The organism is Caldicellulosiruptor diazotrophicus, assembly GCF_017347585.1.
Taxonomy (GTDB): Bacteria; Bacillota; Thermoanaerobacteria; order Caldicellulosiruptorales; family Caldicellulosiruptoraceae; genus Caldicellulosiruptor; species Caldicellulosiruptor diazotrophicus.
The window spans coordinates 1,835,837-1,851,249 of sequence record NZ_AP024480.1; the positions used below are offsets into that span (position 1 = coordinate 1,835,837).

At 32.7% G+C, this 15,413-nt stretch carries 14 protein-coding genes and 1 pseudogene; 3 read left to right on the top strand and 12 right to left on the bottom strand.

The window, feature by feature from the left end; genetic code table 11:
* Positions 1-373: 373 nt before the first annotated feature.
* The 3 genes from CaldiYA01_RS12330 to CaldiYA01_RS08905 all read right to left on the bottom strand — a co-directional run bounded on the left by CaldiYA01_RS12330 (position 374) and on the right by CaldiYA01_RS08905 (position 2,469).
* The gene (locus tag CaldiYA01_RS12330; RefSeq protein ID WP_238480510.1) at positions 374-778 is read right to left on the bottom strand and encodes a hypothetical protein; all 405 of its coding nucleotides are present in this window, start codon (positions 776-778) and stop codon (positions 374-376) included.
* 353 nt (positions 779-1,131) lie between these two features.
* Positions 1,132-1,956 (bottom strand): hypothetical protein, encoded by an 825-nt coding sequence (locus CaldiYA01_RS08900; RefSeq protein ID WP_238480630.1) that lies wholly within the window; start codon positions 1,954-1,956, stop codon positions 1,132-1,134.
* 87 nt (positions 1,957-2,043) lie between these two features.
* Positions 2,044-2,469, bottom strand: a complete 426-nt coding sequence (locus CaldiYA01_RS08905) for a hypothetical protein (RefSeq protein WP_207178924.1) — start codon at positions 2,467-2,469, stop codon at positions 2,044-2,046.
* Positions 2,470-2,563: 94 nt separating this feature from the next.
* On the opposite strand from CaldiYA01_RS08905, the gene CaldiYA01_RS08910 reads away from it, so the two are divergent.
* Entirely contained in the window at positions 2,564-2,971 is a 408-nt protein-coding gene (locus CaldiYA01_RS08910) for a hypothetical protein (RefSeq protein ID WP_238480511.1), read from the top strand.
* Positions 2,972-3,027: 56 nt separating this feature from the next.
* Here the strand turns inward: CaldiYA01_RS08910 and CaldiYA01_RS08915 are convergent, their stop codons facing one another.
* Complete coding sequence (locus tag CaldiYA01_RS08915) at positions 3,028-3,615, bottom strand: hypothetical protein (protein WP_207178926.1); 588 nt, start codon at positions 3,613-3,615, stop codon at positions 3,028-3,030.
* Between the two features lie 1,873 nt (positions 3,616-5,488).
* Between CaldiYA01_RS08915 and CaldiYA01_RS12335 the strand changes: the two genes are divergently transcribed.
* Both CaldiYA01_RS12335 and CaldiYA01_RS08925 read left to right on the top strand, forming a co-directional pair.
* Positions 5,489-5,662 (top strand): hypothetical protein, encoded by a 174-nt coding sequence (locus tag CaldiYA01_RS12335; RefSeq protein ID WP_238480512.1) that lies wholly within the window; start codon positions 5,489-5,491, stop codon positions 5,660-5,662.
* A 28-nt stretch (positions 5,663-5,690) separates the two neighbouring features.
* Positions 5,691-6,278 carry a VanZ family protein gene (locus CaldiYA01_RS08925; protein WP_207178928.1) on the top strand — a complete coding sequence of 196 codons (588 nt, stop codon included), beginning with the start codon at positions 5,691-5,693 and terminating at the stop codon, positions 6,276-6,278.
* A gap of 44 nt (positions 6,279-6,322) precedes the next feature.
* Here CaldiYA01_RS08925 and CaldiYA01_RS08930 read toward each other — a convergent pair.
* From CaldiYA01_RS08930 to CaldiYA01_RS08965, 8 genes and pseudogenes are all read right to left on the bottom strand, one after another.
* Positions 6,323-6,436 (bottom strand): annotated as a pseudogene (locus CaldiYA01_RS08930) (transposase); the annotation flags it as partial.
* 425 nt (positions 6,437-6,861) lie between these two features.
* Positions 6,862-8,520, bottom strand: a complete 1,659-nt coding sequence (ilvB, locus tag CaldiYA01_RS08935) for a biosynthetic-type acetolactate synthase large subunit (RefSeq protein ID WP_207178931.1) — start codon at positions 8,518-8,520, stop codon at positions 6,862-6,864.
* Positions 8,521-8,547: 27 nt separating this feature from the next.
* Positions 8,548-10,206, bottom strand: a complete 1,659-nt coding sequence (gene ilvD / locus CaldiYA01_RS08940; RefSeq protein ID WP_207178933.1) for a dihydroxy-acid dehydratase — start codon at positions 10,204-10,206, stop codon at positions 8,548-8,550.
* 17 nt (positions 10,207-10,223) lie between these two features.
* Complete coding sequence (gene ilvE, locus CaldiYA01_RS08945) at positions 10,224-11,105, bottom strand: branched-chain-amino-acid transaminase (RefSeq protein ID WP_207178935.1); 882 nt, start codon at positions 11,103-11,105, stop codon at positions 10,224-10,226.
* Positions 11,106-11,367: 262 nt separating this feature from the next.
* Positions 11,368-12,090, bottom strand: coding sequence for a M28 family peptidase (locus tag CaldiYA01_RS08950; RefSeq protein ID WP_207178937.1), 723 nt, complete (start codon positions 12,088-12,090; stop codon positions 11,368-11,370).
* 178 nt (positions 12,091-12,268) lie between these two features.
* Positions 12,269-13,228 (bottom strand): acyl-CoA dehydratase activase, encoded by a 960-nt coding sequence (locus tag CaldiYA01_RS08955; RefSeq protein WP_207178939.1) that lies wholly within the window; start codon positions 13,226-13,228, stop codon positions 12,269-12,271.
* Complete coding sequence (locus CaldiYA01_RS08960; protein WP_207178940.1) at positions 13,225-14,376, bottom strand: 2-hydroxyacyl-CoA dehydratase; 1,152 nt, start codon at positions 14,374-14,376, stop codon at positions 13,225-13,227. Before CaldiYA01_RS08960 ends, CaldiYA01_RS08955 begins: the two co-directional genes overlap by 4 nt.
* The gene (locus tag CaldiYA01_RS08965; RefSeq protein WP_238480513.1) at positions 14,373-15,407 is read right to left on the bottom strand and encodes an acyl-CoA dehydratase activase-related protein; all 1,035 of its coding nucleotides are present in this window, start codon (positions 15,405-15,407) and stop codon (positions 14,373-14,375) included. Before CaldiYA01_RS08965 ends, CaldiYA01_RS08960 begins: the two co-directional genes overlap by 4 nt.
* Positions 15,408-15,413 lie beyond the last annotated feature (6 nt).

Below are 15,413 nucleotides of genomic sequence, written 5' to 3' on the forward strand. Positions count from 1 at the left end.
CTAAATTTATTTGCTAAAGCAAATAGTGTTGTGGTTATTACAAATGTAATCAGAAAAGATAAAATGTATAAAGATATAAAATAAAGCTTATTAAAATACCATGAGAGCCTACTATCTTTTCTTGTAAAAATGTAAACTGCACATCTTTTAAAATCATGAGAAAAAACATTTCCTAAGGTAGCTATAAGATATAATCTGGGCAAAGCATATATTAAAGGATATATAAATGAAGTTACTTTACCCGGAAAAGGTAAATAATTGAAACTCAAAATCAAAAAAATCTCAACAGAAGTATTTCTATAAAATTTCAAAGACATCAGCCAATATAAATCAATTAACAAAGAGATAACTAAGGAACTGACAATACTATTTATCAGTTTTCTGATTTCTTATCACCTCTGTAAATATCTATTTTTTTCAATGTATTTGTCATAATAATGTTCAAGAAGGTAAAAAGCAGCAAAAAATAACTAAGGTATATTCCAAATAAAAAAAGATGCTTTTTTAGCGATAAACTATAGCTCATCAGAAAATTTATTAACATACCTAAGGTAATACCAGAAAAATTCACTGTTTTAAATATATATATAAAGACAAAATCTATGAAAGGCACTAATATACCAACTATATACGCCGTAATAGCTCTTTTAATAATAGCCAATACAATAAGATATACTGTTCCATATACAACTAACAAAAGAAGCGCAATAAATAGAAACTCTAAAATGAATATAAACTCCCTGTAGCTTAAAGCTTTTAAATACTTTGAACTCAACATAACAGTTACTATCAAAGGTATTGTGTATATAGACAATAGATAGATTAAGGTATCTTTTAGTAAAATTTTTATTTTTTCCTTCCACCAATCCTCAACATAAGTATATTTCAGAATAATCAGGCAATTATCCATATGTATTTGCGAACTGACCAAAAGAAGATATATGGGTACATAAAAAAACGTGATTACGTTTGCTTTAAATATTTGACTTAGAATTAAATCAATCGTCCATGCTTTATTCTTATTCAAAAATTTAAACAAAAAAATCGAAAGTACTAATTCCACAAATAAAGTTGCAAAATAAGCTATAAATTTTCTTGCTAAGTTTAAATAGAAAATTCGCCTGAATTTCATTATACTTCATCCCTACTACATTTAAAATTTATAATAATAAGACTTATAAAGAACAACATAGTCATAAAGATTAGGAAATATTGGTAATTCGTAATTTCAGAAGAAAATGGAAGAATTATTAAATAATCAGCTATTGAAAATATAGTTGACGAACTAATTAATTTTCCAATAAAATTTTCCAGCAGATAGAATAAAAAAGCTAAAATAACCACCAAATATCTGTTCATTTTTCTAAAGAAGGATATAGAATATGAAACCAAAGCAATGATACCAGCACAAATGCCATTTAAAAGCATATAAAATAAATTATGTAAATAAGGATTTATCGAATGTAATTCTGAAAGTTGTACTGTACTTAAAAATTGATAAGCATTATATGTTGGTTGGTTAAATACGTTTTCCGACGGAGAATAAACTGGCAATAGACAAAAGCATAGTAATTGATCAAAAAGCAATGGTGCAAAAACTACAATAAAACCAGAGAAAAAGACAACTATTCCCTTCCAAAAAAGATACACTCTTTTATTACAGCGCGTAATAATATAATTTATAACTCCTGCCCTTTTATCCTCTAAATATGAATCTGAATACGGTATAGTTGCAAATAACGGAATTAAGAAATAAGCAAATAGTTGCCCCCATTGTCCACGAACTTTATTGTACAACAACCACATCTGATATGCAGATGGTAGTTCAAAAATAGGTGAATTGATTAACATTACTGAATGATAAATAAAATCGACACTTATGTAAAAAAAAGCAATTACCATTACAATAAAAAATTCCTTTCTACTAAATAACCTCTTCAATTCATATTTTAACACATTAATCAAATTACAATCACTCCCAAACATTTGATAATGTAGGGCTATAGCAATAAATGCTATAACCCTACAAATAGCTTTATTAAACTAGCGCAAGTCATACCAACCACTTGCTTGGACAGACACAACATCTACAGCGTCATTTTGAGCCCATAAATTGATATAGGTTCCACTTTTAATATAATTGTTAGTATTAAAACCAATATTAACAGTACCGTTTTGAGGAGATACTGCTACAACATTTGTAAGATAATTACCATTTGAATCAGTGACCCAAAAATCTACTTGGTTGTTACTACTTAATAATGAAGTTCCTTTACTAATAACTCTTACTTGTACAAACTGATCATTTGTTACTTTATTTGCTCCATTAATTTTTGTATCACCTTTAAAAGCTGGCAATATTACGTTGAAATAACCGCTTACTGCTAGTGCAAATACAAACGTTAAAGCAAAAGCAAATAAACATAGTACTGAAATTAAACTTTTGAATTTAAGACTTCTTATTAACATACACCTCCTAATTTTTCCATTCGCATTATTTAACTTACCACTAATAACCAACATTGTTTTTGCACTATCAAATCAACTGGACACTTATCAAGGTATGGGATTTACTGATGTTGGAAAAGAATCTGTTGATAGTTTTACAATTACAAAAGGTGATTTTTATTGTTACCATAGAATAACTAAGTCAACTCGATGGAATACAGGAACATATGCTGGAATGAAATTAACTCCTCTTAAAAAAGAATGGTCGGGATACAATGCTGTAAACAATAGAGCTCAAACAATTAAAGTTGATCCAAACGATACCTCATACTATACACTTTCATTTACTGAACTCTCTGATGGAACTTACAAGATATATTTTCAGTCAATCTATAAAGATAACATAGATTTTGACGGTATTGTATTGTTATTCAAAACTATAATTTTATTTTCAAGTATCAGTGGAGTGATAAATCTTTATAGTATTGAAAAATATTACAAAAAATTTCATTCAGAAAAATAGAAAACTTTTTAGTTTAATTGACATTTTTTAACTTTTATTCTATGATTGCATCAAAGTTATTGAGAAATATTTTTCTCAACTCTTGCTATACATTCTAAGAGTTCTTTTTCATATTCTTCATATACTTTTTTGGTTTTTGAGTTTCTGAATGACTGCAAATCTTCGTTTAAAGCATTTAATAAAAATATTGTCTTTTCAATATCAGGTTGAATATTAATAATTTTTTCTTTATTTTTAGGGTCAACTATTTTTGTTTTAATTTTCTTTAGAAAATCAACCATTTTGATAATTAATTCATATCTTGAGTTAATTATTTTACCTATTTCCTTATCTTCAAATATGTTTGGCTCTTTTGCAATTAACATCGTCAATGTATTATTTAAAAAATATGCCTCAAGTCTTCCGTTTAGATATGAAAAATCCATATTTTCATCTTTGATGAGATATTCCAGAATATTACTTGCATCAGAGAGTTTATGAGAATATTCGACAAAAAATATATTAATAATTTTTGCATTATAATTGACTTTAAACACTTCCAATTTGTTTATTCTACTAAACAAAAAGCCTCCTATAATCACACTCAAAATTAAATATGCTAAAAAAATAATTACTAAAATATTGCACAAATAAGTTTTTTTCAATTAACGAATAACCCCCTTACTAGTATTTAAAAGCATTGTCAGCTGCTTTTTCCCACATCTGCTCTATTTGATTTATTGTTACTGTATAACCAATTGAGCCACTCACTACTCCGCTACCTCCGTAATCAATTTTGTTAGATAAACTAATTGTTGTCTGTGTAGTTGTAAAAGTATGAGTATACTTGGCACCAACTTCATACCAATTGCCATCAACAACTTTTGGAGCAAGAACAACAGTTGCATAATAATATTGATAATGAGCATATAATTAAAAGAAAACAAATATTTTTTTAATTTTTTTCATAAAATGGTTCCTTCTCTTTTTTGTTTTGATATTTATCTCAACCTTTTTCAGCCGGCTGATAAAAGGTTAGAGCTTAGATTTAAAAAATTCTAATTTTTTTTTTATTCTAAAGATTTTTCAAATATCACACGAGGCCTATTTAAAACTCTATCTGCATCTCATACATTTCTTAGCTCATCTATTTCCCCTACACTGCAAACAAATTGTTGATAAGCCTTCTTGAGCACAGTCTGTTATATCTTGTGCCTTACATAATAGCATCTTCTTTTTATCTTTTCAATCAACTTGATTTTTTATATATTCATTCTTTTATTTTTTTTTAAGACTATTCTATGCTTAAATTATTTCTTCTGTAAATCTCTTCTTGGAATTTTTATGTAAATTATATCTTATATATTTTCTCTTTGTCAATCCCGTTTTTTCTTTTTTTTTAGCCAATTTTTAGCTAAATTTTGAGCAAAAAATACATATTTCTTTAATTAACTTTAAATCTCTTCGATTTTCTCAATTTTTAAAATTAAAAATTAATTTAAATACTTTTACTAAAAAAATATGCTCCCTTTTATCAAAAGTTTTGTCTCTTTATTGCTTACTAAAAGTAGAGCATATCAAACTTATCGTTTGTGGAAGTCCCTTTATTAATATTCAATATCTGAAACAACTACATCAAAAGTAGCCACCGCTTCATCTTCTGTAATGGCTTTCTCAGAAAATACTCAAATAGGTTAAAGATAAGGTTACTTTTTAACTATTCTTGCATCTTTCCCGTATGTACAGAAAATTTTATTAATAGTTGCAAATTTAACTTTTAATTTTGTATTATTAGTTTTTTCTTGTTTTAATTTTTTCTGAAAAAACTAATTTAATATTTTTTGTTTCTTAAAATCTTTACATTAAATACCATTCTACTACTTTGTCGTTTGCTATTAACACTCATTTCTGTTGTTGAAACATAATAAATTAGCTTTCTCCTAACTGAAAGATAAAAATAATTATTTTTTATAGAGCAATCTATAATTATTTGTTAGTTTATCACATTTGAAATTTTGAAAATTCAATTGTAAATGGTTTATCATTAAAACTGTATTTTATTTCCAAATTCCTGTTATAACCTAACAGAATAATATTTTTTACACAATGTATTGATTTAGTTTAATATACTTAGATAGATATTTATACATTCTTACAGCATTGTTGCCAGATTACTGGTATATATTGTTGACTTCATCAATATTAGAGTATATAATAATAGCAACAAAAATTTTTTATAATAACTAAAAATAGAAAGGTGTGTGATTGCCAATGTATAACAAGAAACAAGTATATCTTATTATTCTTACTTTAACTGCAATATTTTGCTTACCATTAATGACCAACATTGTCTTTGCACTATCAAATAAATTAGACACTTATCAAGGAACAGGATTTACTGATGTCGGCAAAGAATCTGTTGACAGTTTTACAATTACAAAAGGTGATTTTTATTGTTATCACAGAATAACTAAATCAACTCGATAGAATACTGGGACATATGCTGAAATGAAATTAACTCCTCTTAAAAAAGAATGGTTGGGATACAAGGCTGTAAGTAATAAAGCTCAAACAATTCAAGTTAGTCCAAATGATACATCATATTATACACTTCCATTTACTGAGCTTTCTGACGGAACTTATAAAATATACTTCCAGTCCACTTATAAAGATAATGTAGATTTTGATGGTATTGTATATGACGATAAGTAATATTAGAAATTTTAGCAGGGGGACCATTATGAAACTTAAAGAAATCTTAAAAAATGCATTTATAGTTATATGTTCTCTTGTTTTGTCAATGTTTTTATGTTATTATGTTTTAGATGATATCTGGTTACATTTTTCAATTGAAGCATTTAGCTTTATATTTTTGAGAGTTTTTGTAGCTATTTTATTGTTTTCTCTCTTGCATCTTATATTTAACGGAAAATTATATTATTACATGTTAGATATTTTATTTACCAGTTATATTGTTTTAGTTATTTCGCTTAGCTTTTTCCGGATAAGCAGATCAGAACATTACATCAACTTTAATTTAAATGAAATAATTAATTATAGTTTATCTCAAATAATTGAAAACTTCATTTTGTATTTGCCAGCTGGTTTTTACCTTTCTTTTAGAATAAAAAATAAACCAAAAATCACAATTTTTATTTTTTTAGTATGGATTATAGTAGTTGAATTGCTACAGTTTTTAACAAAAAGGGGTGTATTTGATATTTTAGACATTATAATTAATTTACTTGGTTATCTTACAGGAATCTTGATATTCAACATACCCCAAATAAAAAACTTTTTTAATAACAAAAAAAGACCAGCTAATTAAAAGCAAGAGGTTTTTAAAAAATTTTGAATATATTTTTTACCGCAGAACAATACTCTTCGCAATATTTCTGAACCTCTTTTTGATATTTTGTTCTTCGTGCCAACAAATTGCCATGATTGAACTACCGAGAGGGTTAAACCAAAATATGCAACTAATTTGTTTTGTAAGCAATCAATTCATCGTTAAAATGATAATATTGACAACAATCTTTTTGGATATTTATATAGTTAAAAGAGGGGCTTTTCAAATTTTTTGTGAAAAGCCCCTCTTATCTTTATTTTTATTTTGAACTTGATTTTCTAACTTTACATTTTAATGTATTTATTCTTTTTTTCATTTGTGTATGTTATTATTGTGTTTAAATATAATAAATATAAAACAAATAAGAATACTGCTATCTCATTAAAATACTTTTTTCAAGTCAAATTAATCTATAATTCCCAAAACCAAAAAGATAAAAAATACCGGTAATATAATATTCTACTATTCTTCTCCTACCTTATTATTTTCTGATATATTTCCGCGCTATAATAATTAATACAAAAAACACTGTAAAAAATCATACTCCACTTATTGGTCTTTTCTAATCAATAATCTCATCAATTGGCGCACCGGGTGGGACAATTGGAAGAGCTTTTTCGTCCTTGTCAATTACAAAGTCAATCACAGTTGGTCTTCCTGCTTCTAACGCTTTTAAAATAGCTCTGTCAACCTCATCTGGTGATGTAACTCTTATGCCAAGTGCACCGTATGCATCTGCAAGCTTTACAAAATCTGGTGGTCTGTCAAGTGTTGTCTGTGAAAATCTTTTTCCGTAGAAGAGATCCTGCCACTGGCGTACCATGCCCAACACACCATTGTTAAGTAGTGCAACTATCACAGGAATATTGTAATGAACAGCTGTTGCAAGCTCGCCACAGTTCATCCTAAAGCTCCCATCACCTGCAATATCAATTACTACTTTGTCTGGTCTTGCTATCTTTGCTCCAATTGCCGCACCAAAACCATAACCCATTGTACCAAGACCACCAGAAGAAATAAACTGTCTTGGTCTTTGGTATTTGTAAAACTGTGCTGCCCAAATCTGGTTTTGTCCAACCTCTGTTGTGATTATTGCATCGTTGTTGGTAAGAGCAGAAATTCTCTCAACAACATACTGGGGATGGAGCTTGCCATCTTGAGGATAGCTCAAAGGATAGTTTTTCTTCCATTCGTAAATCATCTCAATCCAGTCTGTGTTAGTCTTCTTCTGTACATTTTCAACCAATATTTTTAATATCTGCTTTACATCACCAATCAGGGCAATATCTGTACTCACATTCTTGTCTATTTCAGCCGGGTCAATATCAATGTGAATAATCTTTGCATTTGGTGCAAACTTATCTACTTTGCTAATTACTCTGTCTGAGAACCTCGCACCAATAGCAATCAAAAGGTCACAGTGCGAAACTGCATAGTTAGAAGCCCTTGTGCCATGCATCCCAACAAGTCCTGTATAGTTCGGATGAGTTGATGGAAATCCACCAACACCCATCAAAGTTGTGGCAACAGGTGCATTTATCTTTTCTGCAAATTCAATGAGCTCTTCTGATGCCTCTGACGAAATAACCCCTCCGCCTGAACAGATAAAAGGTCTCTCGCTTGCATTGATAAGTTCTATTGCCTTCTCAATCTCTTCTTTTGTTGCCAAAACATTCTTTCTTATCTTTTTGGGTTCTTTCTTCTCATACTCAGCATACTGTGCAGTGACATCCTTGCAAACATCAACTAAAACAGGTCCTGGTCTTCCACTCTGCGCAATCTCAAATGCGCGTCTGATTGTGTCTGCAAGTGTATTTACATCTTTAACAATGAAATTGTGCTTTGTAATTGGCATTGTAATACCTGTAATATCAACTTCTTGGAAAGAGTCTTTCCCAAGAAGATTTGTTGGTACTTGCCCAGTAATTGCAACAACCGGAACTGAATCCATATATGCTGTTGCAATACCTGTGACGATATTTGTCGCACCGGGGCCTGAGGTTGTAAACACAACACCAACCTTACCAGACGCTCTTGCAAATCCATCTGCAGCGTGTGACGCGTGCTGTTCATGAGATGTTAAATAATGTTTTATTTCATTCTGATGTTTGTAAAGAGCATCATAAATATTTAAAGCAGCACCACCCGGATACCCAAAAACAACATTTACATCCTGTTCTTTTAAACATTCGATTATAATCTCTGCACCTGTCAACTTCAAAATATCACAACCCCCAAAAAAAGATTTTCATTCAAGTATAGCACCAGTTGACGCTGACCTTACAAGCTTTGAATATCTGTAAAGATACCCTTTTTTTATTTTTGGCTCAAATGGTGGAAGGTTTTCAAGTCTTCTTTTTATCTCATCCTCAGGAACTTCCAAGGTAAGAGTTTTGCTCTCTATATCAATTGAAATTATATCTCCATCTTTCACAACTGCAATTGGACCTCTCTCTGCTGCTTCTGGTGATACATGCCCAAAACAAGCACCTCTTGTAGCACCGGAAAACCTTCCATCGGTGATGAGTGCAACATCTTCAATTAGCCCAACACCCGCCAAAGCTGATGTAGGCGAGAGCATTTCTCTCATACCAGGTCCGCCTTTTGGCCCTTCATATCTTATAACAATAACATCTCCTTTTTGGATTTTTCCTTTCAAGATTGCCTCAAATACCTCTTCACCGCTTTCAAACACGCGCGCAGGTCCTCTGTGCTTCATTAGCTTTGGCGGCACAGCACTTTTCTTTACAACAGCACCATCTGGTGCAAGGTTACCTCTTACAATCACAAGCCCACCTGTTTCAGAATATGGATTATCAACTGGTCTTATGACATTGTAGTTTTTAACACTTGCATTTTTAATATTCTCACCAACTGTTTTGCCTGTAACTGTCATAAGATTTAAGTGAATTAACTTCTTTTTTGACAGCTCATTCATAACAGCCTGAACGCCACCTGCAAAGTAAAGGTCTTCGATATGATGTTGTCCTGCCGGTGAAAGCTTGCAAAGATTTGGAGTTCTATCGCTTATAGTGTTGATTATATCAAGATTTAACTTTATCCCAACTTCATTTGCTATAGCAGGAAGATGCAAAATAGTGTTTGTTGACCCCCCAAGCGCCATGTCAACTGCCAAGGCATTTTCAAATGCTTCAACTGTTAAAATATCAGACGGTTTTATATCCTTTTCAACAAGCTCAACTATCTTCATTCCCGCCATTTTAGCAAGACGGATTCGTGCTGCCATTACAGCTGGAATTGTTCCATTTCCAGGAAGAGCAAGCCCCAAAGCCTCGCTCAAACAGTTCATGGTGTTTGCTGTGAACATCCCCGAGCAAGAACCACAACCAGGACATGCATTTTCTTCTAAAGCATATAAATCCTCTTCAGAAATCTTGCCAGCAGAATATGCGCCTACACCCTCAAACACAGAGTTTAAGTCACATATCCTATCATCAACTTTACCTGCAAGCATGGGCCCACCACTTATTAAAATAGCAGGAATGTCCACCCTTGCCGCTGCCATGAGCATTCCAGGTACTATTTTGTCACAGTTTGGAATCAAGACCATACCATCAAATTGATGCGCCATTACCATTGCTTCGATTGAATCTGCGATGAGTTCTCTTGTGATAAGAGAATATTTCATACCAATGTGCCCCATTGCAATACCATCACATACACCTATGACGTTAAACTCCATTGGAGTTGCACCGGCAAGCCTTATACCCGCTTTTACCGCCTCTGCAATCTTATCAAGATGAATGTGCCCTGGAACAATTTCATTCCATGAATTTACAACTGCAATAAGCGGTCTTCTTATCTCCTCATCAGTGTATCCCATTGCTTTGAAAAGTGAACGCTGAGGAGCCTTTTCAAATCCTTTCTTGACAATATCGCTTCTCATCTTATGTTTTCATCTCCTTACTCATATATATCAACACCATCAACAAGGGTAAGTTTTTTAAACTCTTCCATAAGTTTTTTTGTTATTGGTCCAACCTCACCATTTCCTATCTTTCTGCCATCAACCTCAGTCACAGCGATAACCTCTGCTGCAGTTCCTGTAAAGAAACACTCATCAGCATTGTAAAGGTTATAAAGTGTAAATACCTTTTCATACACAGGTATTCCCAAATCTTTTGCCAAAGCCATTACCGTTCTTCTTGTTATCCCGTCCAAAGCTCCAAGATAAACAGGTGGTGTTATAAGCTCATCATCCTTAACAATGAAAATATTATCACCTGTACACTCTGTCACATAACCATCTTGTGTAAGCATTATTGCTTCGGGAACACCTGCTCTGTTTGCCTCAATCTTTGCCAAGATGTTGTTCAGGTAATTTAGTGACTTTATCTGCGGGTCAACACACTGAGGACTATTTCTTCTTGTGGATGCTGTTATTACCTTCATTCCCTTTTCGTACATTTCTTGTGGATATAAAACAATTGAATCAGCAATTATTACAATTGTCGGTTTTGGACACTTTGCTGGTGAAAGACCTAAATCACCCACCCCTCGTGACACAACAAGTCTGATATATCCTTCCCTGATATTATTTATTCTGCAAGTCTTCTTTAGGGCTTCAATCATCTCTTCCTTAGAGATTGGAATTTCCATATAGATGGCTTTTGCAGCCTGGTACAGCCTGTCCACATGTTCTTTACACTTAAAAATTTTGCCGTTATATACTCTTATTCCTTCAAAAACACCATCGCCATACAAAAAACCATGATCAAACACTGAAATTTTTGCTTCTGATTTCTTGTAAAACTCGCCATCAATATATATTAGTTTTTCTTCCATTAAAACATTTCCCCCTATTTGAATAGTTTGAGATGTTCATAAAAAGATTAATTATTTATTGTATAATACCTGAAAATCTTTGTCGACATGTTTTTTATAATATCCCCAATTTTTTTTAACGATTTTTTCGCTTAAATATATAGAAGATGTATAAATAATCGTTTTTAATACATTATACTTGAGCAAAGGAAAAATTACAATAACAAAAAAGGACCTTAGAAAAGAGGTCCTTTTTAAAAAGTTATCTTGTGTTTATGTCATCTTATTGTACGCACTCTAAGATTTTGCACATCCATTCATATGTCTTAACAATCTCACCTAAAATAGCATACTCAGATATTGTGTGAGGGTTATAATATCCAACAGAAAGACAAAAGCTACTTACTCCAAACTTGTCTGCAATAAATCTTATATCTGCAACATGAGGGCTTCTTTCTTTCTTAGCAGGTATTCCTAACGACTTACCAATATCTATCACTTTGTCGACACATTCATTTTTAAAACATATGTCTTTTCCACCATAACTACATACAACATCTCCAAACCCTCTTCTGTCAAGACCAATCACAAGATTTACACCCTTAAAAAATTCTGGATGATTTTCAATAAAAAACTTTACGCCTTGATGTTCATCTTCACAAGATGTAGTGAAAAGAAACTTAAATTGATAATCAGTAAACCTCAAAAGAGCTAAGATTATAGCAATACCACATCTGTCATCAGCACCTATTGGACGTATACCATTTCCCTTTATTTTATCTGTTTTTTCATCGTAAATAACTTCGAACATCCAGTTTTTACCTACATGTTCTGAACCATACGAATCAAGATGAGCATTTAAAACCACCTTAGGATTTTTGCCTCTTTCGCCAAAGAGATTGTTTTGCATATCGTCGTCGTAAAAGATGAGCATCTCTGAAAGTTCATTTTCAACAAACTCTTTTAACTCCTCTTCCTTGCCCGGATATGACTCTAAAGCACACATTTTTAAAAGAATTGACCTTATATAATCCCTTACCCCTCTGACATGATTAAAACCTTCTTAGTTATGAAATTATTTTCTACTTTTATTATATCACTTTTTAAATAAAAAAATAATAAACCTGTAAACAAAAAACTAAACGCCATGGAACAATCCCTCCATGGCCTTGTTTTAAAAAATCTTACAGCGAATTTGTCCATTTACCACATCTGTCACCCCACATTGCAATGACCTTTCCATCCATTGAAACTTTTACAACCTCGCACCTGTTTGAACAACCTTTGCATTCAAAAGAAGATGTTGAAAAATCAATGTCAGCAGCATCAAATCCCCTAAAATTTGTTCTTGCTTTTGTCTTTTCGATGTAATCTTTTGCCAAAATTGCACTGCCAATTGCCCCCATCACATTGAAATGTTCCGGCACAATAATTTTGGTTTGAAGTTCTCTTTCAAATGCAGCCCTGATACCCATATTTGCCGCAACACCGCCTTGAAAAACAAATGGCGCTTCCAAGTTTTTTCCCCTTCCAACATTGTTCAAATAATTTCTGACAAGAGCATCACAAAGCCCTCTTATTATCTCAGCTTTTGAAAATCCAAACTGCTGCTTTGCAATCATGTCAGATTCTGCAAACACTGTGCATCTTCCTGCAATTCGAACTGGCCTTGTTGCAGAGAGTGCCAAATCACCAAACTGTTCAATAGGAATTTTAAGTCTTTCTGCCTGATGGTCCAAAAAAGATCCAGTTCCTGCAGCACACACAGTGTTCATTGCAAAATCTACAACCATCTGGTCTTTTATAATTATTATCTTCGAGTCCTGCCCCCCTATTTCAAAAATAGTTCTCACATCAGGCACAAAATGAATTGTAGCTGTTGCATGAGCTGTAATTTCGTTCTTCACAACGTCAGCACCCAGAATAGCAGCTGCAAGCTGTCTTCCAGACCCAGTTGTACCTACTCCTAAAACTTCTACATCTCCAAGAGTCTCTTTTAACTGCTTTACACCTTCTTTGACCGAATCTATAGGCTGCCCGTTTGTCCTTATATACGTCTTAAAAAGTACGTTTACATTTCTATCAATGGCAACAACGTTAGTTGAAACAGAACCCACGTCAACCCCTATGTAGATTTCCTTCATACCATTACAACCCTTTCTTCTTGAACATGTTCTTGTATGTTGTCAATAAAGACTTCTTTTGTTTTTCCTCTTTTCCTATTTCTCAAAAGGTCAACAAAAGCTTCTATCCTGGTGAGCATATTCGCCTTTCCTGTCTGCTCATCTATTGGAAGTGACAAAATTGGTATGTCAACCTCTTTCGATATCTTTGGAATTAAACTCTGGGTTACAAGTTCTGGCAAACATGCAAAGGGCATAAGATGAACAATTCCGTCAAACCCTCTCTCTTTAAAGTCTATAATATGTCCCACAGTCTCAACCGCATGACCACCAATTAAAATCTTGATGTATCTTTGACCCTTTTTTATAATCTCTTTAAACCTCTTGGGTCTCAAAATCCATGGAACAAGATTGTCGTTTATCCATTCAAAAAGATACAAGCTCCTTTCTACCTCAACCCCAAGATTGCCCAAAATCTCTTCTATCCCAAAGTTAATAGAACTTTCCATCACAACGTAAATCTCGCCTACAATCCCAACTTTTATTCTGTCTTTTTCATCAACCTCTCTCGTTGGAATATTAAGAAGCATCTGCTTGCATTCTTCATAAACTTTATACAGTTGTTTTCTTGTCTTTATTTTGTCAAACTTTTCTTGGATTTGATTCCATATCTGGGTTGTTTGACCTTTGTTGACTTCATATGGTCTAATCTTTTGAACCATCTTCTCAAGCTCATCAAGTTTTTGGACAAATCTATATAAGGTGTACATCCTGTTTATAACCTTATGCCATGGAACTCCATTTCTGATTTTTTGAACATTCCTGAAAAATGCCCTCCAGTTGTCCTGTGGAGCGTCAAAGATAATAATCTCAACATCGTCATAACCAAGAGATTTTAATATATTCCTGTGAGTGTCACCATAAAAACCTGCTCTGCACGGACCATGTCCACCAGATGTCACAAGCACTTTTGCACCTTTTTCAATAGCCTCTAAATATGTCCCCATGACCATTTTGAGAGGAATACAAGCAAACTCTGGTGAGTACTTAACACCAAGGTCCATAGTCCTCTGACTTGGTTTTGGTGGCATTATCACTTCATGTTCTAAAAACTCAAAAAGCTTTTTGTAGACTATAGCAGAACCCATATACGGAAACGATACTTTCATTTTTGTAATACCTCCGACACTTTCGCCCACTTTTTTCGCCTGAGCATATCAACAAAAGCTTCTATCCTTGTAACCATATGCCCTTCGCCTGTGTGCTCATCTACTCTTAAAGTGGTAAACGGCTTTCCTGCAATATCGCTCTCATACTGCAAAAACCTTCCAACAATTGCATCAGGACCACATCCAAAGGCTGTCACATGGATTATTCCATCTACTGTCGGGTCTTTTAGATAATGAAGGCCTGCTCCCAGAACTCTGTTAGAAAAAGTCCAAAATAGTCTCTTTCTGTAATGTTTTAAATTGTCATACGCAACCTTTTGGGGTATCATCTCAAATGTTTTTATATTTACATTTAAAGCTTCAAGTTTTTTAATAACGTCCATGCTTATAAAAGAATCGTACACATCATACACATATCCTAAAACAGCAATTGTCACATCGCCATCTTTTTTTATTTTTTCTAAATCTTCTTCCCATCTGCCTGTTTTATAGCTTTCAAGAGCTTTTTCACAAGAAAGTCCACCATACATCAGTTTTTTAAACCTTTCAAAAACCTCTTCGGCCCTTTTTATTGCAAGTCGTATCTCTCTGTGAGAAAAGCCAAACATTTCAGCAACGATTTCATAAACTCTTAGTGAGCTTATATTCTCGTTATTCTTTTCATTTATTATAGGTGAGATAACTCTTCCTTTACTTTCTTCTACCGTTCCCTCAATTATATCTGGAAGCCCCATAAACTTTGGACAAAAATATTCAGGTTTTTTTATTCTTGCAAATCTTGGAACAAATACGTAATCAGCTACTTTTAAACCTTCAATAACGTGTCCTGTAAATATTTTTATAGGTGCACAGATGTCAGAGACAGCCGCTTTTGCACCTTTATCAAGAATCTCCTTTGTTGTTGGACCTGTATCTACAACCTCAAACCCAAGCTCTTTAAAAAAGGTGTCCCATAAAGGAAAGTAGTAGTAATATAAAAGTGAATGTGGAATAGCAATTTTCATGCTATTTAAAATCTCCTTCTTCTCCATTTTACC